Here is a 19,375-nt window from a genome sequence, read left to right as displayed (position 1 = left end):
AGCCGGAGCGATGGTGAAGCTCCCTTTGCCTAGGACATACCATGCCAGTCATCACATTTGCCAATACCAAGGGCGGCGCCGGTAAAACCACTGCGGTTCTGCTGCTTTCGACCGAACTGGCTCGCAGAGGCTACCGCGTCACCATTCTCGATGCCGATCCGCAGCACTGGATTTCGCATTGGAGCGAGATGTCCGGGCCGGTTGCCAACATCTCCGTTATCGACTTCGTCACCGCCACGTCGCTGCCGCTGCATATCCGCGAGAACCAGGCATCGACCGATTATTTCATCATCGACCTGCCGGGCACGCGCACTCCGCTGCTGGCAACGGCTATCGGCCTGTCGGACCACGTGCTGATCCCGATCCAGGGCTGCGCCATGGATGCTCGCGGCGGCGCGCAGGTGCTGGAACTTTTGCAATACCTGGCACAGAAGGGAAGCATCCACATCGATCACTCCGTGGTGCTCACTCGCGTCAATTCAATGGTGACGACCCGTGCCCTGCAGACCGTCAAGACGCTGCTCAACCAGCGTCAGGTATCGGTGCTGGAAACGCCGATCGTCGAACGCTCGGCCTTCCGCGATATCTTCGACGTCGGCGGCACGCTGCAGACGCTCGATCCGGCCAGGGTCAGCAACCTTGAAAAGGCGCGTCACAATGCCAGCGAGTTCGCCGAGGAGATGCTGGCGAAATTGCCCGTCCGGCTCACCTCCTCAGCCCGCATCGCAGCCCATAGACTGATGTCCCGCGCGGCCTGAAAAACAGACAGTCCCAGAGCGCGGTGGCCCGGACATCCGGCTTGCGTATTGCAGGGCGCACGCCTGGCGCGAGCTGGTCGAGACGACCCGCAACGGCTCAGTCGTTAAGTGGCTTGCAGAGCTGTATTGGATCGAGGCTGAACTGCCTGGGCTCGATCCGGAGGCTCGCTTTGCCAGACGGTTGAGCGGTCAGCGCCGCCGATGCCGTGGAATTATTCTGGACGAACAAACGGCTGAAGTCTGCTGTCGGCCCGAAGCAGCCATCGAGGAGGCGCTAAGCCAACGTCGGCCTCGCGCCTTCATGGCAGTCGTAGATGTTGTAGTGGCACGCGCCCGAGAGCGGGCATAGCCTCGCTGCCGCGCCATGTTTCCTACGCGGGCCTCAGAATGACTATGCTACTGCATTCTGCCGAATACGAAGAGCGTCGGCCCAGTCCTTTAGGGCCTTAATATCGTCCGAGATCTCCGAAGGTGGCGGTGGCTCCTCATTACGAACGCGCGACGGATCATGCGCCTCGATGATGTCGCTGCATTTCTTAAACGCTGCTCGGAACGCTTCCGTATCCGTCTCCAAAAGCGCGGTGACCTTCTTCAAATGCTTGGTATCAATGTAATCCCGGTGCCGCATCAGCACACCTGCGAAAACGATCTCCTCGAGCGCGCGCTCCCACGTGGCCCGCAGAAAACCGTAAAGTCTGACGCCGGAGCTGCGGTAGCCGTCCTCGTCGTTGGCATCATAAAGAGCCTTGGCAGCCCGTTGGTCTTTCTCGAGCCGGTCCAAGCGCGCCTTGACGCCAGCATGATCCCACGGCAATCCATCGCCCACGATACCAGTACCTTCCGGGCCGCGTGAAAGGTTTGCAAGCTTGGCGGGAATGCCTTGGCCGCGGGCGTTGTCATTCAGATCGTTCACGAACACCAGGTCGTGGGTGAAAACAATAATTTGACGTTCCTTCGCCTCCTCCACGAGCCTTTGCGCGACCTTCTTGCGCCAGCGGTGGTCGAGCGATGTCACAGGGTCGTCGAAGATGAGTGCGGACTTGTGTGTGGCTGTCGCGAGCTCGGTCAGGAAAGCCGCCAGTGCTACGCAGGTTTGCTCGCCTTCACTCAGCACCAGATGCACCTTGGTCTTGGGATTTGCGAACAGACGGATTTGGTAGTTTGGCGAGCCGTACTGGCCGCCGGAACGCACCACTTCAACACGCACCTTTTCCGCCGCAAGCCTGATGATCTCTCTCTGGAAGCGATCACGCATCCGGGGAGTAATGATATCATCGGCAAGTGCGTTGCCAAGTTTCGTGATAGTTGTCGTCGCGGTCTGCCCCAGGCACTTGGCAATGCGCTCGAGCTTTGCCAGCCGCTTGACCTCCTTCGTGGCGACCGCGTGAAGGGCGGTAGCTGCAGCTCGGTCTTCGAGCTCGTCATGCTCGGCCTGCAGGATCTGACGGCCTACGACATCGGCTGCCGCCTCTAACTGGCCGGCATAGGTACGGGTGTCACTTTCAAGTGCCAGCAGCTCTGCTTCCGGGATCACCGACATCGGCGACAGTGTCATGACAACGCTGTGCTCGATGTCTCGCAGACACTGTAGTCTACGCAGATCGGCGGTGGCCATAAAGCGCAGCACCTCGGCGGCGACATCAGCGCGCTGGATGGAAATCCGCCTGCGTATGTCCGCCACTAGCCGAATATCCGGTTTACGCATCCGGAACTCTTTGAGTGTATTCATATAGACCTTCTCGGCCGCGTCAGCCTGCTTTTCCGTATCATCGCGGATGAAACCCTCGAAGCCGCCCAGCCGCGCACCGGCCTCGGCGTTGAGCGGCTGATGGCACAATATGCAGTGTTCACCTTCCGCCGCCGGGAACTGTCGCTCAACATGCTTAGAATAGTGCCGCGCCGCCTCCCATAGCTCCCGCCATACTTCCGCGCCGACGCCGGGGAAGGTGGCGTCCTTGAAGGCGTTTTCCGCGGCGATCGTCGCGGCAAACCGTTTGGTTCTGGCATCGTCTGCAAGCGATTTCAGCGTGTTGATAGCGTCGTCGGAATAGTATTCCTCAACCTTTCTGAGATAGCGCAGGACCCTCGCGATACCATCGGCAAACTGGTGCTGCTCGGCGGCGGCCTCAACCGGATTTTTGGCGAGGTCTTCGGTGAGTTGCTGGAGCCGTGCCCGTTCGGCATCGGTCATGACTGCGAGGGTCGCCAGCGGCTCCAGCTTGGTATTGTGCTTGAGATTGGACATGATACGCCCGACGGCTGTGGTCGCCCGCCAAGTAGGCATCTCGAACACGGGATCGCGGAGCGCCTTGAACTGGGTCTCTTCGGCCTGTAGCAGCACTTTGATCTGCGTGCAGACCGCCGCGAGGTCGTCGGGAATGTCGAGCCCGAACGGCCGGAAGGCAACCTCTGTCTTGTCCTGGATGTGGACTGCGCCGCATTCGCGGTCGAACACGCTAACGGCAGAAAGCACCGGATCAGGATTCTTGTTGTCCTCCCATGGCAGCACAGACTGCTGCACGCCGTCTTGCGAGATTGTAAAACTGGCCGTGGCCTTGCCGCCGATCGTTAAGGAAAATGCGTCGGGCATAATTTCACCGGCTTTGCGTGCCCTGCAGGCACGCTTCAACACTCGCCCATATCCCGATTTGCCGGCTCCGTTTGGTCCGTAAACAACTGTCAGGCCCTGTTGTTCGAACGTAAGGGTCTGCCTCGGAGCCAATTGGTTCACGCCGACGACATCGCCGAGGGAGACTAATGCGATGGTTGCGCCGTTACCGGGGTTCGCAGGCAAATGCACCGCTTCCAGCGCTGCGGCCATCAGTGAGATATCGGGCGCGCCGTGCTCTTTCTTACAGAGGTCCAAAACTTGGTCGATGGCCGCAGCATCAAGTGTACCACCCGTTACAATACGCCGCAGTGCATCTCGCTGCCACAATGGACGCCCTTGCGACCAATCCAGTATCGTTTGAAGCACAGTTTTCGGCGGGCCAGCTTGGTGCATAATCAAAGCTTTACTTAGAGGTGTTTTGCGACAATGGCAGCAGCCCGCAACCTATACTAGCACACGTAACATACAATCGATGGGGTGTCGAAACTCGTAGCTATCAACAAAACGCAGGCCCAATGCCGGCGGTGTGCTGATTTTCCCTTTTATGTTTGACTCCGGGACACACCCCGAACGATGCCCCGTTCACCGCAATGCCGAATGCCGATTGATGTCTGCTATTGCCCTCAATTGGTTCAAAGCCGCCAGTCCCCTCCCTGCCCCTTTTCCGACTTTCAAAAGTTGAATTGAGTATGGCAGCTCTTGGCGCAATGCCGCCATCAAACTTTCATTTCGGAACTGCCTATCGCGCTTGGTCAATATGCGAGGAAGGCAGTGCTTACTCCTGAAACCAGAGCTCTTGAAATAACAAAGCTGCCGGAGGGATGTCCGGCAGCTTTTTATCGTGTCTGATTTTTTCTAGTCGACGAATTCGACGACGGTGCCGGGCTTGACCATCTTTGCCAGTTCCGTTGCGTCCCAGTTCGTCAGACGCACGCAGCCGTGGCTCTGCGACTTGCCGATCTTGGAAGGCTCTGGCGTTCCATGGATACCATATGTCGGCTTCGATAGGGCCATCCAGACAGTACCGACCGGACCGTTGGGGCCTGGAGGAATGTCCAGCACCTTGTCGTTGGCGCCCTGCTTGAAATTGATCTTCGGATTGTAGGTGTAGCCCGGATTGAAGGCGACGCGCTCGACGGTGACCGTCCCCGAAGGCGAGGGGGTGTCGGTCGAGCCGATCGATGCCGGATAGGCGGATATCAGTGCGCCGCTGGCGTCATAGGCGAACACCTGCTTGCGCGCCTTGTCGGCGACGATGCGGGCGACTTCGCCGGTCTTCGGCGGGCCGATGTTGACGACCTTAACCGTTGAACCCGGCACGGTGAAATCCACACCCGGGTTGATCTCTTTCAGATAACCCTCATCCATATGGAAGCGCTCGGCGAGCATTTCGGTCGTGGAGGTGTATCCGAGCGACGTCAGGCTTGCCTTCTTGGCATAGTCTTCCGGAATTTCGGCGACGTAAGGTCCGGCTGCGTCTGCCGGCGTGATCGTGTAGTTGACGATCGGCATGCCGCCGGAGTTGCGAAGGTCCTCGAGGATCGCGTCGGTGTTGTTCGGGTCGAGTTGCTGGCCGGTCATTTGCTGGTAGGCGTAGATAGCCTTGGTGACGTTGCCGCCGATCCGGCCGTCGATGGCACCGGGTGAAATGCCCTTGCGATCGAGGAACACCTCAAGCGCGGTGATCTCCATCTTCGACTTGTTTTTGAGGGTGATGACGGGCTCTGCCGTTCTCGGTCTTGCGGGGGCGTCATCGGGGTTGAGCGACGCGTAGTCGCCATTTCCGCCGCCATTGCCCTGGGCATCCGGAATGCCCTGGTTGTCCAAAGGTATCCGTTCTATGGAGCCGCTGCCCGGAATGCCGCCGGTGACGGCGCCGGGTTCCCGCTGGCCGTAGAAATCGTCTGGCTGGCCGTTGCCGTAATCGTTGCCGTAGCCGCGGTTGCTGCTGAGTTCGGTATCGCCATAACGGTTCGTGTCGCTGCCGCCATATCCATCGCGGCTCGGAGCCTTGGGGTAATAGGTGCTGGCGCGCATTTCGGTTGCGATGACGGTGCCGTAGCGGTCGACGAGGACGCGGTTGCCGCGGCGGTCGCGCGTCATCACGACGTCGCCCTGTTCCGGGATCTGCTCAAGGATGCGTCCATCGGGTGCGACCAGCACCGTGTCACTGTTCTGGCCTCCGTAGTATTGCTGCGCCTCGACGGGCGAGAGCGTCGCGACGGAAGCAGCAAGCACGGCGGCCAGCGATAAGCCTGTCTGGAAGAATCGGTTCACGTTAGGTCTGTCCTCGATCGGTCGTCGGTTGCCACACACACTTCAATCTTGACACGAGTGTGGAATATTTCGGCAGCATGCTGAATAAAAGATAAAAATTCGTCACGTTGTGGTTATCGACGTAACGCCGCGCTGCGGGATTGGTTGCCGGCTCCTGATTTCGTGATGCAGGCCACGTTCGGTATGGTTAACAGTGTTATAACGCGCGGTGGCGGGCAGGCAGCGCCGGCGCAAGGGAGGGTACTGCGGATGATCGAATTTTCAGCTACTAACGGGCCGAAGCTGAGCCTGGACGAAGCGTCGGTGATGGATATCGGCGCCTGTGTCGTAGATGGCATCGACCTTGCGCCCGGCAAGGCCGTTCCGGACGATGGCGATGCGCGCATATCCCATTCGGTCGAGGGTTTTCTGTTCACCTGCGGTCCGGACCATATCCGCCATCGCGAGCCCATGCACGGCCCCCATGCCGGCCGGACCTATCCGCTGCACGGGTCCTTTTCGGCAACGCCTGCCCGGGTGCTCTGGACCCGCTTCGACAAGGGCGATGCGGAATGCCGGGCCGATGTCGACGTGGTGACGGCCGAAGGAGGCACAGCGCGGCTTGAGCGCTTGTGGAGGATCGACGGGGCGACGGGCGAGGTTTTCCTCGATGACTGGGTGATCAACACCGGCAGCGAGCCGATGCCTGTGTTCCTGATGTATCACATGAACATCGGTGGAAAATGGTTCGACGACGCGGTGCGCCTGACCGGGCAAATGCTGGAAGGCGGTGGTTTCCCCTGGGCTTTCGGAGAGGAACTCGGCGGCATATTCTGCGTGCCGGCGCCGGCAACGGACGGCGCGTTTTCCGAGGTGTCCCTCGGGCCGATTGCGGCGATTGGCGGCAAGACGCTGCGGGTGCGGATTGCAGCCGGGACACTGCCGTTTTTACAGGTCTGGCGCAATCAGAAGGCACCCGCCGATGTGCTCGGGATCGAACCGGTGTCGCACCGGTGGCTGCCACGCGCAGAGCTCGAAGAGGCCGGCGAGTTCAATATTCTGCAGCCGAGCGAGGGGCGGAATTTCGGCCTCAGCTTTGCTTTTGTCGAGGCCGGCTGAGCGGTTGACGCTCGCGGCCTCGCGTCGTAGATCAGCGTTACCGTTTCAGAGAAAGCCGATCCCAAAGACCGGTCTCAAGGAGGAATGTGCTATGGATATCCGCAAGATCGACGACCAATACTCGGTCACAGGTCAGATATCGGTCGACGATCTCGACGAGATCAAGGCGATGGGCTTCGAGTCGATCGTCTGCCATCGTCCCGACCATGAAAGCCCGGATCAGCCGTTGTTCGACGATATCGCGACGCGCGCCGAGGAACTCGGCTTCATCGTCGCGCATGTGCCGGTCGGCCCGATGGGCGTCACCGAGGAGGCGGTCAGCAGCATGATGGATGCGCTGGACGAGTTTCCGCGCCCGATGCTCGGCTACTGCCGCTCCGGCGCGCGCTCGACGGCGATCTACGAAAAGACCAAGCATATGCGCATGTAATCCGCACCCTGCGGACATGCCTGCCGGTGCCGCGCCCTGCGGCATCACGACCATAGAATTCGACCACCATCAGGAGAACCACATGAGCATCAAGCGCATCGACCCCGGCGCCCGCATGAGCGGCGCAGTCGTCCACGGTAACACCGTATATCTCGCTGGCCAGGTCGGCGAGGGCGAAACCGTTACCGAACAGTGCAAATACGCGCTGGCCGAAGTCGACCGCCTGCTGGCGGCTGCCGGCACCGACAAGTCCAAGATCCTGCAGACGCTGATTTATCTGTCGGACATGTCGTATTTCGCCGAGATGAACGCTGCCTGGGAGGCCTGGGTCGATCCGGCCAACACGCCGGCCCGCGCCACCAGCGAGGCAAAGCTTGCCGCGCCGAAATACAAGGTCGAGTTCACGGTCACAGCCGCAATCGGCTGATCATTGGTATTGTACAAAGAAAGCCGGCGGGTGCCTTATCCTCGCCGGCTTTTTTGTGGATAGGCGGTCGTAACGGAACCGTGAGCGCAGCGGTGCCTCCGGCTTTACGGTTTCTTAATATCCTTAACGCTAAGTTAATCTGATTATAAGGTTGCCGTCTTCAACCGCATCCGTGCCTGTTAAAAAGTTGGACGATGTCTCTTATCCACGCCCTTACGCTTCGCAGCGATCGCCTGATAAGGCTTAGTCTTGGCGCCCCCCGCGGCAAGGGTTCCAAGAAGGGCAATGTCCGCAAATCACGGCAGAGCAAGTCGCGGCTCGGCATTTTGGCGGGTACTCTCTGCGTCGTCTACTGCGTGGTGTTCGGGAAGCTGATCTTCCTCGGCATGCAGCCGCAGGCCGACACGACGAACATTCCCGCAGGTCCGGCCATGGCCTCGCGTCCCGATATCGAGGATCGCAACGGCGCGCTGCTGGCAACCGACATCCGGACTTTCTCGATGTATGCCGAGCCGATCAAGATGGTCGACGTCGATGACACCATCGAAAAGCTGACGAAGATATTTCCCAATCTCGACAGGAAATCAACCTATCGCAAGCTGTCAGACAAGCGATCTCATTTCGTCTGGCTGGAGCGTCAGCTGACACCGAAGCAGCAGGGCGAAATCCTCGCCCTCGGACTTCCCGCCATCGGCTTCCGCCCGGAAGTCCGCCGCTTCTATCCGGGCGGCAGCACCGCTGCGCATGTGCTTGGCTATGTCGATATCGACAATCATGGCGTTGCCGGCATGGAGAAATATCTCGACAACCAGGGCCTTTCCGACCTGACGTCGGCGGGTCTTGCCAGCAGCGAACCGCTTGAACCGGTGAAGCTGTCGATCGACATCCGAGTTCAGAATATCGTTCACGATGTCGTCGTGGATGCATTGACGAAGTACCAGAGCAAATCAGCCGGCGCGGTCATTCTCGACATCAAAACGGGCGAAGTGCTGGCCATGGCGTCTGCACCGGACTTCGACCCGAACGCGCCGAATGCAAATGGGGCCGATGGTTGGCTCAATCGGATGACGAACGGTACCAACGAAATGGGGTCGACCTTCAAGACCTTCTCGATGGCCATGGCGATGGACACTGGCAGCGTCAAGCTGACCGATACATTCGATGCCTCCCAGTCTCTGCATGTCGCCGGCTTCACGATCCACGACGACCGCGACGTGCCCCGTCGCTGGCTTACGGTTCCCGAGATTTTTCGGTATTCTTCGAATATCGGCACTGCACGCATGATCGAAATTGTCGGAATGGACGCACAGAGGGCGTATCTTGCACGACTAGGACTGTTGTCGAAGATGCAGACCGAGCTTCCTGAAGTGAAGATGCCAAGTCAGCCGAAAGTCTGGAAGAAGATCAACTCCATTACCGTCGCGTTCGGTCATGGCGTGGCTACGACGCCGCTACAGACGGCCGTTGCCGGCGCTGCCTTGATGGATGGCGGTCGGCTGATCGAGCCGACTTTCTTGCCGCGCACGCAGGCGGAGGCGGACGCAATTGCCAAGGTTGTCGTTAAGCCAAGCACCAGCGACACGCTGCGGGCGCTTTTCAAGCTCAATGGCGAGCAGGGTTCGGGCAAGAGCGCCGACGTGCCGGGCTACCATGTCGGCGGAAAGACAGGTACCGCTAACAAGGTCATCAACGGCAAGTACTCGCATGTGCTCAGCTTCAACGACTTTCTGGGGGCATTCCCGATCGACAATCCGCGATACGTGGTTTTCAGCTTCTGCGACGAGCCGCGCACGGGTGAAAAGGGGCTGACCTTCGCCACCAACAATGCCGCGCCGATGGTTCGCGATATTATCACCAGAGCTGCACCGCTTTTGGGTGTGCAACCGAACTTTGGCAGCGCCGTACTGGCATCCTACTGATCTACACCTGTTCCGACGAGGCGGCCTGATGGCAGGCCGCCCTGCAGCTACTTCAGGCCGGCAATCTCGTTGAGCGTCCGCGTTGGCGTGATTGCCTGCGGGTCGAGTACGATCTCGATGATCGCGGGCTTGCCGCTTGCCCGTGCGCGCACGATGGCGGGTGCAAACTCGGCGGTTGTCTTCACCGTCTCGCCATGGCCGCCATAGGCCCGGGCGAAGGCCGCGAAGTCGGGGTTGGTGAGCTTCGTGCCGCTGACACGGCCGGGATAGTCGCGTTCCTGGTGCATGCGGATCGTGCCGTACATGCCGTTGTTGATTACCAGCGTGATGATCGGCAGGCCGTATTGCACCGCCGTCGCAAATTCCTGTCCGTGCATCATGAAGCAGCCGTCGCCTGCAAAGCAGATGACTTCACGCTCTGGAAACAATGCCTTCGCAGCCACCGCCGCCGGCAGGCCGTAGCCCATCGAGCCAGAGGCGGGGGCTGCCTGGGTGTTGAACTGGCGGAAGCGATGGAAGCGGTGCAGCCACGTCGCATAGTTGCCGGCGCCATTGGTGAAAATGGTATCGGCTGCCGTGTTCGCCTCGATCCAGTCCATGATCCGGCCCATGTGGACATCGCCTGGGCTGGTTTCAGGGGTTTTGGACCATGTGCGGTAGGCGGCATGCATCCGGGCGGTGCGCTCTGCCCAGATGGGCGTTGCCGGCGCAGGAAGATCCGCCAGAGCGGAGACGAAATCGGCAGGGCTGGCGCAGATGGCGAGATCCGGCCGGTAGACGCGCCCGAGTTCCGACGGATCGGGATGGATGTGCACCAGCGCCTGCGCCGGGTAGGGGATGTCCATCAGCGTATAGCCGGAGGACGGCATTTCGGAAAAGCGGCCGCCGATGAGGATGAGGAGGTCGGCCTCCCTGATCTCCTTGCCGAGCGCCGGGTTGATGCCTATGCCGACGTCGCCGGCATAGGAGGGATGCAGATTGTCGAACAGCATCTGCCGGCGGAACGAGCAGCCGACCGGCAGCTGGAAGCGTTCGGCGAACGTGCGGAGCGATGCCACCGCTTCGTCGTTCCAGCGCGTGCCGCCGACGATGACCATCGGCCGCTCCGCAGCCATCAGCCGGTGCTGGAGTTCGTCGATCTGGCTTTTACCGGGATGGCTTGCCACCGGCATGTAGGGCTTTGCCTCAGGCGCCTCGACGAGGTCGCGCAGCATGTCTTCGGGCAGGCTCAACACGACGGGGCCGGGGCGTCCGGATGTGGCGACGGCAAAGGCGCGGGTGACGAACTCCGGAATGCGGGTGGCATCGTCGATCTCGCCGACCCACTTGGCGAACTCGGTGAAGGCGCGGCGATATTCGACTTCCTGAAATGCCTCGCGTTCGCGGGCATCGCGCTGCACCTGGCCGATGAAGAGGATCATCGGGATGGAGTCCTGGCGGGCGATATGGAGGCCGGCAGAAGCATTCGTAGCGCCCGGGCCGCGTGTCACCATGCAAATGCCGGGTTCGCCGGTCAGCCGGCCCCAGGCATCGGCCATCATCGCAGCACCGCCTTCCTGGCGGCAGACGAGAACGTCGATGTCGCTGTCATGCAGCGCGTCGAGCACGGCCAGGAAGCTTTCGCCGGGAACGCAGGAGATGCGCTTGACGCCATTGGCTTTCAAAGCCTCGACGATGAGCTGGCCGCCTGTGCGTTTCATGATCTTGCCTTTCCTTCGAGGGCAGCGAGTTCCGCCAGCACCTCGTCCTGATGTTCGCCGAGCCTCGGGCTCGGCCGTTCGTAGCGTAGGGGTGTTTCGGAGAGAATGACCGGCGTGCGGACGCCCGGAATGGCATTGCCGGCTGCATCGTCGAGATCGATGCGCAGGCCGCGCGCCACCACCTGGGGGTCGGCGAACATTTCCTCGATGGTATTAATGGGACCAGCCGGCACGCCATTCTGCTCGCAGCGCTGCAGCAGGGCGGCCTTGGTCCATTTCAGCGTCTCGGTCGAGACGAGTTGGCGAACTTCCATGCGGTTGGCGATGCGGGCCTTGTTGGTGGCGAAGCGCTCGTCGCCGATGATAGCCTCGATACCGAGCAGGCCGCAAAGACGACGGAACTGGCCATCGTTGCCAATGGCGAGGATCAGGAAGCCGTCGGCGACGGGCACCACCTCGTAGGGAGAGATGTTGGGATGAGCATTGCCCAGCCGCTCCGGCGCCTTGCCTGATATCAGGTAGTTCATGTTCTGGTTCGCCAGCACTGCCGCCTGGACGTCGAGCAGCGCCATGTCGACCAGTTGCCCTTCACCGGATTTGAGGGCATGGATCAGGGCCGCCTCGATGGCCGAGACAGCATAGATCCCGGTGAAAATGTCGGCGATGGCGACGCCGGCCTTCATCGGCTGGCCGTCTGTCTCGCCGGTGATCGACATGAAGCCGGACATGCCCTGGACGATGTAGTCGTAGCCGGCGAGATTGGCATAGGGACCGGTCTGGCCAAAGCCGGTGATCGAGCAATAGACCAGTTTTGGATTGAGCTTGTGGAGGCTCTCGTAGTCGAGGCCGTATTTGACGAGGCCGCCGAGTTTGAAATTCTCGATCAGCACGTCCGCCGTCATGGCCAGCCGGCGAACCAGATCCTGGCCCTCGGCCGTGCGCAGATCGGCGACGATGGAACGCTTGCCGCGATTGGCCGAGTGGTAATAGGCGGCGGAAAGGTTGGCTCCGTGGGTATCCTCGACAAACGGAGGTCCCCATTGGCGCGTGTCGTCGCCGCCATCCGGGTTTTCCACCTTGATGACATCGGCACCGAGATCGGCCAGCATCTGGCCTGCCCAAGGTCCTGCCAGCACGCGCGCGAGTTCGATGACGCGGATGCCTGCGAGCGGTGGCTTTTTTATCGGTCGGTTGGTCATGTTTTGCAGATCTTCGATCAGGGTGCGCGGAGCGATTGAGATGTATCGGATACCGGCTTGGATGCAAGCCGCCGCTCGCGCCACAGGATGTAGAGACCGGAGCAGATGATGATGAGAATGCCAACCCATTTCAGCATGTTCGGGAAATTGTCGAACACCAGCCAGCCGAAGATCGTCGCCGAAATGATCTCGAAATACTGCAGCGGTGCGAGCGTCGATGCCCGGACGGCGCGGTATGCATAAAGTGTCAGCATCCCGCAGACGGCTGCTGTCACGCCGACGCCGAGGAGATGGAGTGCGGCAGTGGCGTCCGGCATGACAGGCGACAGGATGGCATTGCCGGCGAGGCTGCCGATTGCCAGCAGGATCATGGAGAACAGCAATCCCCAGAGGCCGGTGTTCAGCTGCATCGAGGAGGCCGGTTCGCTATGGGACAGGACGCGCGTCAAAAGCACGAAGATCGAGCCGCAGATCGCGGTAACAACGGGGAGCAAGGCAACGAAGCCGAGTTGCTGGAAGCTGGGTTGGATGATCAGCAAGGCGCCACTGAATCCGACGACGCAGGCCGCGTAACGCCGCCAACCCACTGTTTCCTTCAGGAAGATGCTGCTGAGAACGGTGAGGATGATCGGCTGGACGAAGAAGATGGCGATGGCATCGGCAACCTCCATCACCTGTAACGTCGTCACGAAGGTGATCATCGACAGCACCAGCAGGCTGCCACGCAGGGCGTGAATTCTTCTCTGCCGCCACGTGCCAGGCATCCAACTGCGTTTCCAGACGATCATCGGCAGAGCGAACAGGCATTGAAAAAGAAAGCGTGCCGCTGTGACCTCGACCGGCGGGATGGTGACAGCCGCCAGCTTGGAAAAGATGTCGACGATCGGCGACAGCATGACCGACACGAACATCAGGGTCAGGCCCATCGTCATTTCCGACGAATGCCGCGAGGCAAGCGTATGGCTGGGGCTTTGCATCGACATTCCTCCGGCGTCAGGGCTTTGGCAAGACGCGTTCGCACCACGCGGCAAAGTTCGCCGTGGCCCTGTTGGCATCGACCTCATGCAGGGTCTCGTGCCGCATTTCGCTATAGATTTCCGTTGTGATATTCGAAAAGTCGAATCCTTTCAAACGGTTTGCCAGCCAGGTTATGGCTTTACCGTAATCCGTCGCCGGATCCTGCGCGCCAGCAACCAGGTGGATTGGGAGTGTGGGAGGTAGCCGGGCGAGGTGGCGTCGCCTAGGTGCGGCAAAACTCATGGCCAGCAAGTCGCGCCAGAGCGATACACAGGCATCGAAGCCGGAGAGCGGGTCGGCGATATATGCATCGACCTCGGCCGCATCCGTCGACAACCAATCGAACGGCGTCCGGTGATCGGGGATGGACTGCCCCCAGGCGCCGAACGTCAGTCGCGGTAGCAGGGCGCTCGGGACATCCGAGCCTTTAAGCATGCGCTCGATGCCGAGGATCAGCTGTCCAGCCCGTCCGGCGAGGCCGGGATGAAAGTTCGAGTTCCACACTGCGACGGCATCGAAGTCTGCGGGATGGGCGATGGCGGCGGAAAGGCTGATCAGTCCGCCCATGGAATGACCGAAGAGGACAACAGGCAGGCCGGGGTGGTCAGCCGAGGCCAGCGACCTCATCGCCATGACGTCCGCGATGACGCACACCACGCCATCGCTGCGGGCGAACTGGCCAAGCGGCGCATCCGGTGCTTTCGTGCGGCCATGCCCACGGTGGTCGTGCGCGTAGACGTGATAACCGTTGCCCGCCATCGCCTCGGCAAAGCGACCGTAGCGGCCGGAATGCTCGGCAAGCCCGTGCAGCACGAGAAGGATGCCGCGCGGCGTGCCCGATGCGGGCTGATGACGGTAGGCAAGTGCCGCGCCCGTCGGGCTCTGGTGCCGTCTTATCTCTTGAAACATGGGATCTCCTCGCATCGGTGCACCTGACGGCAATGGCTGGAACTTTGCAATGCAACTTCGGGGAGGCGCACAGGATAATGATAATCCGGCGGTGGGGAATTTACAGCTTGCGACGGAAGATGCGATCTGCTTACTTGTTCTCTTATTGTTCCTGGGGTGGATTGTCATGCGCGTTGTTTCTTTAAGGCTTCTGGCCGCTTTTTCCTGCCTGCCGGTTTTGCTGGGCAGCCTCTCCCTTCCGGCCGAAGCGCGCGATGGACAGACTAGGTTTATTCTTGCGACCAGCTGGGAGCCGGCATTCTGCGCTACCAACGCTGAGAAAGCCGAGTGCCGGGACGAGAGTGCCAACGGCTTCGATGCCACCCACCTCTCGCTGCACGGGCTCTGGCCGATGCGGCAGAACTATTGCGGTGTGCCGGATGCGCTGCAACAGGCCGACCGCAGTCATGGCTGGGACAGCCTGCCTGCCGTCGAACTGTCGGCGGCGACCAAGGCCGCTCTCGGCAAGGCAATGCCGGGCACGCAGTCTGGCCTCGAGCGCCATGAGTGGCTGAAGCACGGAACCTGCACGAAACTCTCGGCAGACGCCTATTTCGGCACTGCCGTGTCACTGATCGATGAATTGAACGCATCTGCCGTCGGCGCGCTGTTTGCGGCGAACGTCGGCAAGACGCTGGATGCCGAACGCATCAAGGCCGCATTCGACAAAAGTTTTGGCCAGGGTGCCAGTGACCGCGTCAAGATGAGCTGCCGCGGAAACGGCAGCGCCCGGGTGATTTCGGAGCTCACCATCGGCTTGTCGCAGGATGCGGTATCGCCCGGCGAGAGTGGTCCGAGGCTGGGCAAGCTGATCCAGGGCGCCGGTAGTACCGCGTTCGGCTGCAGCGAAGGTCTGGTGCAGGCCGTCGGCCGCTAGGATTTCTGACTGCGCGGTGGCGTTGTCCGATGGGTATCGTCAGCGGCGGGTCAGGCTTGGACGTCGGCGGTTTGGCTGATTGCGTCACCCCGATGGTCGACAAATGCGGCGAAAGGCCGGTTTCGGCGTTGCCGCGCGGCGTGGTTTCCCTTACATAGCGGCTCAAACCCAGATCTCTTGCGCCTAGGAGAAGCCCAGCAATGGCACGTCAATTCATCTATCACATGTCGGGACTCAACAAGTCTTACGGCGCCAAGAAAATCCTCGAGAACGTCAACCTGTCGTTCTACCCCGATGCCAAGATCGGCATCCTCGGCCCGAACGGCGCGGGTAAGTCGACCGTTCTCAAGATCATCGCCGGCCTGGACAAGGAATTCACCGGGGAAGCCTGGCTCGCGGAAGGCGCGACCCTTGGCTATCTCGAGCAGGAGCCGCATCTCGACGAGACCAAGACGGTGCGCGAAAACGTCATGGAAGGCGTTGCCAAGAAGACGGCCGTGCTCGAGCGCTACAACGAACTGATGATGAACTACTCCGACGAGACGGCCGAAGAAGGCTCGAAGCTCCAGGATATCATCGACAGCCAGAACCTATGGGACCTCGAAAGTCAGGTCGAAATGGCGATGGATGCGCTCCGTTGCCCGCCGCCTGAATCGGAAGTCACAAGCCTGTCGGGCGGTGAGCGCCGTCGCGTTGCGCTCTGCCGGTTGCTACTGTCGCAGCCGGACCTGCTGCTCCTCGACGAACCGACCAACCATCTGGATGCCGAGACCATCGCCTGGCTCGAAAAGCACCTGCGCGCCTATCCCGGCGCCGTGATGATGATTACCCACGATCGCTACTTCCTCGACAACGTCACCGGCTGGATCCTCGAGCTCGACCGTGGCCGCGGCATTCCTTATGAAGGCAACTACTCCGCCTACCTGCTTGCCAAGGCAAAGCGCATGCAGCAGGAAAACCGCGAAGAGGCAGGACGTCAGAAGGCGATCTCGCGCGAACAGGAATGGATCGCCTCCAGCCCGAAGGCTCGCCAGGCTAAATCCAAAGCCCGTATCAAGTCCTACGAACAGCTGGTCGATGCCGCCGAGAAGCAGCGTCCCGGCGACGCCCAGATCATCATCCCGGTCAGCGAGCGTCTCGGCCAGGTTGTCATCGAGATGGAGAACGTTTCCAAGGGGTTCGGCGACGAGCTGCTGATCAAGGACTTGTCGATCAAGCTGCCGCCCGGTGGCATCGTCGGCATCATCGGCCCGAACGGCGCCGGCAAGACGACGTTGTTCAAGATGATCACCGGCCAGGAAAAGCCCGATGCCGGCACCATCCGCATCGGCGACACCGTGCAACTCGGCTATGTCGACCAGAGCCGCGATGCACTGGATGGCTCGAAGACCGTCTGGGAAGAAATCTCGGGCGGCGCCGAAATCATCAAGCTCGGCAAGTTCGACATGAATTCAAGAGCTTATTGTGGCGCGTTCAACTTCAAGGGTGGTGACCAGCAGCAGAAGGTCGGCAATCTTTCCGGCGGCCAGCGCAACCGCGTGCATCTTGCCAAGATGCTGAAGGCTGGCGGCAACGTGCTGCTTCTCGACGAACCGACCAACGACCTCGATACCGAAACGCTCGGTGCGCTGGAAAGCGCGCTGGAATCCTTTGCCGGCTGCGCCATCATCATCAGCCATGATCGCATGTTCCTCGACCGGCTGGCGACCCACATCCTCGCCTTCGAGGGTGACAGCCATGTCGAATGGTTCGAAGGCAACTTCGAGGACTACGAGCAGGACAAGATCCGCCGCCTCGGCGCCGATGCGTTGAACCCGAGCAGCCAGGCCTACAAGCGTCTGACGCGCTGATCGCCACCGGCGCGCGCTACACAAATTCGAGATCCCCCGCAGCCGCGGGGGGTTTCATTTGCGGCCCTGAACTGCCGGTTCACCGGCTCGCATCTGACAGTAGCGACCTTCCATTTCCCACTTGCGCCATTGCCCTCAATCACATAAAGATATGTTTATGTCTTGATTGGGTGAGTGTATGGCGGATCTTGTTAAATTTGGTCTCGAGGGGCTGGTCGATGTCCTGAAAGCAGCGGGCGAGCCGACGCGGCTCCGGCTGCTGGCGCTGCTGGCCGCCGGCGATTTGACGGTCACCGACCTCACCGAAATCCTCGGCCAATCCCAGCCGCGTATTTCCCGGCATCTGAAGCTTCTGGGCGAGGCGGGCCTGATCGATCGCTACCAGGAAGGCGCCTGGGCCTATTTCCGCCTGAAGCAGGATGGTGCTGCCGTGCATCTCGCCCGCACGCTGCTGCGCCATGCCGACGAGAGTGACCCTGTCCTGCTGCGCGACAGCGAACGTCTCGGTTCGGTGAAGCATGTACGCGCTGAGCGCGCCCAGGCCTATTTCAGCCACAACGCTGCCGAATGGGATGAGCTCCGCCGTCTGCATGTGGCCGACGAGGATGTCGACGCTGCGCTGAAGCAGCTGATCGGTACCCGGCCGATCGACACGTTTCTCGATCTCGGGACGGGAACGGGGCGCATGCTTCAGCTGCTGTCCGGCGTCTACCGCCGCGCCATCGGCGTCGATGCCAGCCGCGACATGCTGGCAGTCGCACGGGCCAATCTCGACAAGGCGAATATCACAACCGCCTCGGTGCGGCACGGGGATATCTTCAATCTGCCGCTCGAGGCGCAGGATTTCGACCTGATCACCATTCATCAGGTACTGCATTTTCTCTACCAGCCGGAACTTGCGATCGGCGAGGCGGCGCGCATGCTGCGGCCGGGCGGCCGGCTGGTGATCGTCGATCTCGCCCCGCACGCGCTGGAATACCTGCGCGACGACCATGCACATCTCCGCCTCGGCTTCAGCCACGCGACGATGGAGGAGTGGTTGAAGAAGGCCGGACTGGAGCTCGAGGAGGTCAGGGACCTTCATTCCGGAAAGCAGAGTGGCGAGGATCTGACGGTAACGATCTGGGTGGCGCGCGATCCGCGCCTGCTGATCGCGACCAGTGAAAGCCGTCAACCAGCATTACGCGCAGAAAAGAGGGCCTGACATGACTTCTACACCGGACACAGGGCGCAGCGACGTCAGCATCTCCTTCGAGTTCTTTCCGCCAAAGACACCCGACATGGAAGGCCAGCTTTGGGCCGCCATCACGGAGCTGACGGAATGGCAGCCCGAATTCGTCTCCGTCACCTATGGGGCCGGCGGTTCGACCAAGGCGCCGACGCTGAATACCGTGCGCAGGATGATCGCCGAGACGCCACTGCCGACTGCCTCGCATCTCACCTGCGTCAGTGCCACGCGCGAAGACACACACCGGGTCGTCGATGAGTTGCGTGCGGCCGGCGTCAGGCACTTCGTTGCCCTTCGCGGCGATCCGCCCGGCGGCATCGGCACCGCTTACCAGCCACATCCCGGCGGCTACGAGAATGCCGCAGCGCTGGTGGCGGGCTTGCGCGATATCGGCGATTTCGAGATCTCGGTGTCTGCCTATCCGGAGAAGCACCCGGAAAGCCGCGACACGGCTGCCGATATCGACATGCTGAAGCGCAAGGCCGACAACGGCGCCGACCGTGCCCTGACCCAGTTCTTTTTCGACAATGACGTCTTCGAGACCTACATGGAGCGGGTGCGGGCGGCTGGTATCGCCATTCCCGTGCTGCCGGGCATCATGCCGATCCAGAACCTGACGCAGCTGAAGCGCTTTGCCGGCATGTGCGGCACTAGTATCCCGTCCTATCTGGACGAACGCTTTGCCGGGCTCGACGACAAGCCTGAAGAGCGGGCCAAGGTGGCGGCCGATGTCGCGGCAGAGCAGATCGAGGACCTCGTGCGTCGCGGCCACCGGGAATTTCATCTCTACACGATGAACCGCGCTCCTCTGGTCGGCGCCGTGCTCGAGCGGCTGGGTTTCAAGCGCACGAAGATCGCAGAGGCGGCCGGCGCTGCTGCTTGAACCACGAAAAAGCGCCGGCCTTTTCAGGACCGGCGCTCATTTCAAACCCACATGTTAAGCTTAGAGAAGCCTGCATTTCCGGTCGCGGCGAGCCGCGAGCGGCGTCTCAGATGAATAGCATCGTCACGACGAACATAAATGCTGCACTGATCA

Annotated in this window: 15 protein-coding genes; 9 read left to right on the top strand and 6 right to left on the bottom strand. The window is 61.0% G+C overall.

The annotated features are described in order from the left end of the window. Window positions 1-41 precede the first annotated feature (41 nt). Window positions 42-758, top strand: a complete 717-nt coding sequence (locus tag EQW76_RS04495) for a ParA family protein (RefSeq protein WP_142823231.1) — start codon at window positions 42-44, stop codon at window positions 756-758. Window positions 759-1,149: 391 nt separating this feature from the next. Here the strand turns inward: EQW76_RS04495 and EQW76_RS04485 are convergent, their stop codons facing one another. Next, window positions 1,150-3,579: an ATP-binding protein gene (locus EQW76_RS04485; protein ID WP_244616922.1), complete on the bottom strand. Its 2,430-nt coding sequence runs from the start codon at window positions 3,577-3,579 to the stop codon at window positions 1,150-1,152. A gap of 645 nt (window positions 3,580-4,224) precedes the next feature. After that, entirely contained in the window at window positions 4,225-5,646 is a 1,422-nt protein-coding gene (locus EQW76_RS04480) for a L,D-transpeptidase (protein WP_142823229.1), read from the bottom strand. A gap of 249 nt (window positions 5,647-5,895) precedes the next feature. Here EQW76_RS04480 and EQW76_RS04475 point away from each other — a divergent pair, with 249 nt between their 5' ends. The 4 genes from EQW76_RS04475 (at window position 5,896) to EQW76_RS04460 (ending at window position 9,520) form a co-directional block, all read left to right on the top strand. Continuing rightward, a complete protein-coding gene (locus EQW76_RS04475; protein WP_142823228.1) occupies window positions 5,896-6,744 on the top strand; it encodes a DUF4432 family protein in 849 nt (282 codons plus the stop codon). A 91-nt stretch (window positions 6,745-6,835) separates the two neighbouring features. After that, window positions 6,836-7,174, top strand: coding sequence for a sulfur transferase domain-containing protein (locus tag EQW76_RS04470; protein ID WP_142823227.1), 339 nt, complete (start codon window positions 6,836-6,838; stop codon window positions 7,172-7,174). An 82-nt stretch (window positions 7,175-7,256) separates the two neighbouring features. Beyond that, window positions 7,257-7,601: a RidA family protein gene (locus tag EQW76_RS04465; protein WP_111223016.1), complete on the top strand. Its 345-nt coding sequence runs from the start codon at window positions 7,257-7,259 to the stop codon at window positions 7,599-7,601. Between the two features lie 194 nt (window positions 7,602-7,795). Next, window positions 7,796-9,520: a penicillin-binding protein 2 gene (locus EQW76_RS04460; protein ID WP_142823226.1), complete on the top strand. Its 1,725-nt coding sequence runs from the start codon at window positions 7,796-7,798 to the stop codon at window positions 9,518-9,520. Between the two features lie 47 nt (window positions 9,521-9,567). On the opposite strand, the gene EQW76_RS04455 is transcribed toward EQW76_RS04460, so the two are convergent. Genes EQW76_RS04455 through EQW76_RS04440 form a run of 4 tightly spaced genes read right to left on the bottom strand, consistent with a single transcriptional unit; the run spans window position 9,568 to window position 14,345 of the window. Next, on the bottom strand, window positions 9,568-11,220 hold the full coding sequence (locus tag EQW76_RS04455) for a thiamine pyrophosphate-binding protein (RefSeq protein WP_142823225.1): 1,653 nt from the start codon (window positions 11,218-11,220) through the stop codon (window positions 9,568-9,570). Next, window positions 11,217-12,419 carry a CaiB/BaiF CoA-transferase family protein gene (locus tag EQW76_RS04450; protein WP_142823224.1) on the bottom strand — a complete coding sequence of 401 codons (1,203 nt, stop codon included), beginning with the start codon at window positions 12,417-12,419 and terminating at the stop codon, window positions 11,217-11,219. Before EQW76_RS04450 ends, EQW76_RS04455 begins: the two co-directional genes overlap by 4 nt. A 17-nt stretch (window positions 12,420-12,436) precedes the next feature. After that, window positions 12,437-13,396, bottom strand: coding sequence for a DMT family transporter (locus tag EQW76_RS04445; protein ID WP_142823223.1), 960 nt, complete (start codon window positions 13,394-13,396; stop codon window positions 12,437-12,439). A 16-nt stretch (window positions 13,397-13,412) separates the two neighbouring features. Further along, window positions 13,413-14,345 carry an alpha/beta hydrolase gene (locus tag EQW76_RS04440; RefSeq protein ID WP_142823222.1) on the bottom strand — a complete coding sequence of 311 codons (933 nt, stop codon included), beginning with the start codon at window positions 14,343-14,345 and terminating at the stop codon, window positions 13,413-13,415. A gap of 166 nt (window positions 14,346-14,511) precedes the next feature. Here EQW76_RS04440 and EQW76_RS04435 point away from each other — a divergent pair, with 166 nt between their 5' ends. The 4 genes from EQW76_RS04435 (at window position 14,512) to metF (ending at window position 19,222) form a co-directional block, all read left to right on the top strand. Next, window positions 14,512-15,261 (top strand): ribonuclease, encoded by a 750-nt coding sequence (locus EQW76_RS04435; RefSeq protein ID WP_142823221.1) that lies wholly within the window; start codon window positions 14,512-14,514, stop codon window positions 15,259-15,261. Window positions 15,262-15,461: 200 nt separating this feature from the next. Beyond that, window positions 15,462-17,111, top strand: a complete 1,650-nt coding sequence (ettA, locus tag EQW76_RS04430; protein ID WP_142823220.1) for an energy-dependent translational throttle protein EttA — start codon at window positions 15,462-15,464, stop codon at window positions 17,109-17,111. Window positions 17,112-17,289: 178 nt separating this feature from the next. Then, window positions 17,290-18,315: a metalloregulator ArsR/SmtB family transcription factor gene (locus EQW76_RS04425; RefSeq protein ID WP_142823219.1), complete on the top strand. Its 1,026-nt coding sequence runs from the start codon at window positions 17,290-17,292 to the stop codon at window positions 18,313-18,315. Window position 18,316: 1 nt separating this feature from the next. Then, on the top strand, window positions 18,317-19,222 hold the full coding sequence (gene metF, locus EQW76_RS04420; protein ID WP_142823218.1) for a methylenetetrahydrofolate reductase [NAD(P)H]: 906 nt from the start codon (window positions 18,317-18,319) through the stop codon (window positions 19,220-19,222). Window positions 19,223-19,375 lie beyond the last annotated feature (153 nt).

The organism is Rhizobium sp. rho-13.1 (genome assembly GCF_007000305.1).
In the GTDB taxonomy this organism is placed as follows: Bacteria; Pseudomonadota; Alphaproteobacteria; order Rhizobiales; family Rhizobiaceae; genus Rhizobium; species Rhizobium rhododendri.
This window is presented reverse-complemented; position numbering and strand designations above follow the sequence as displayed.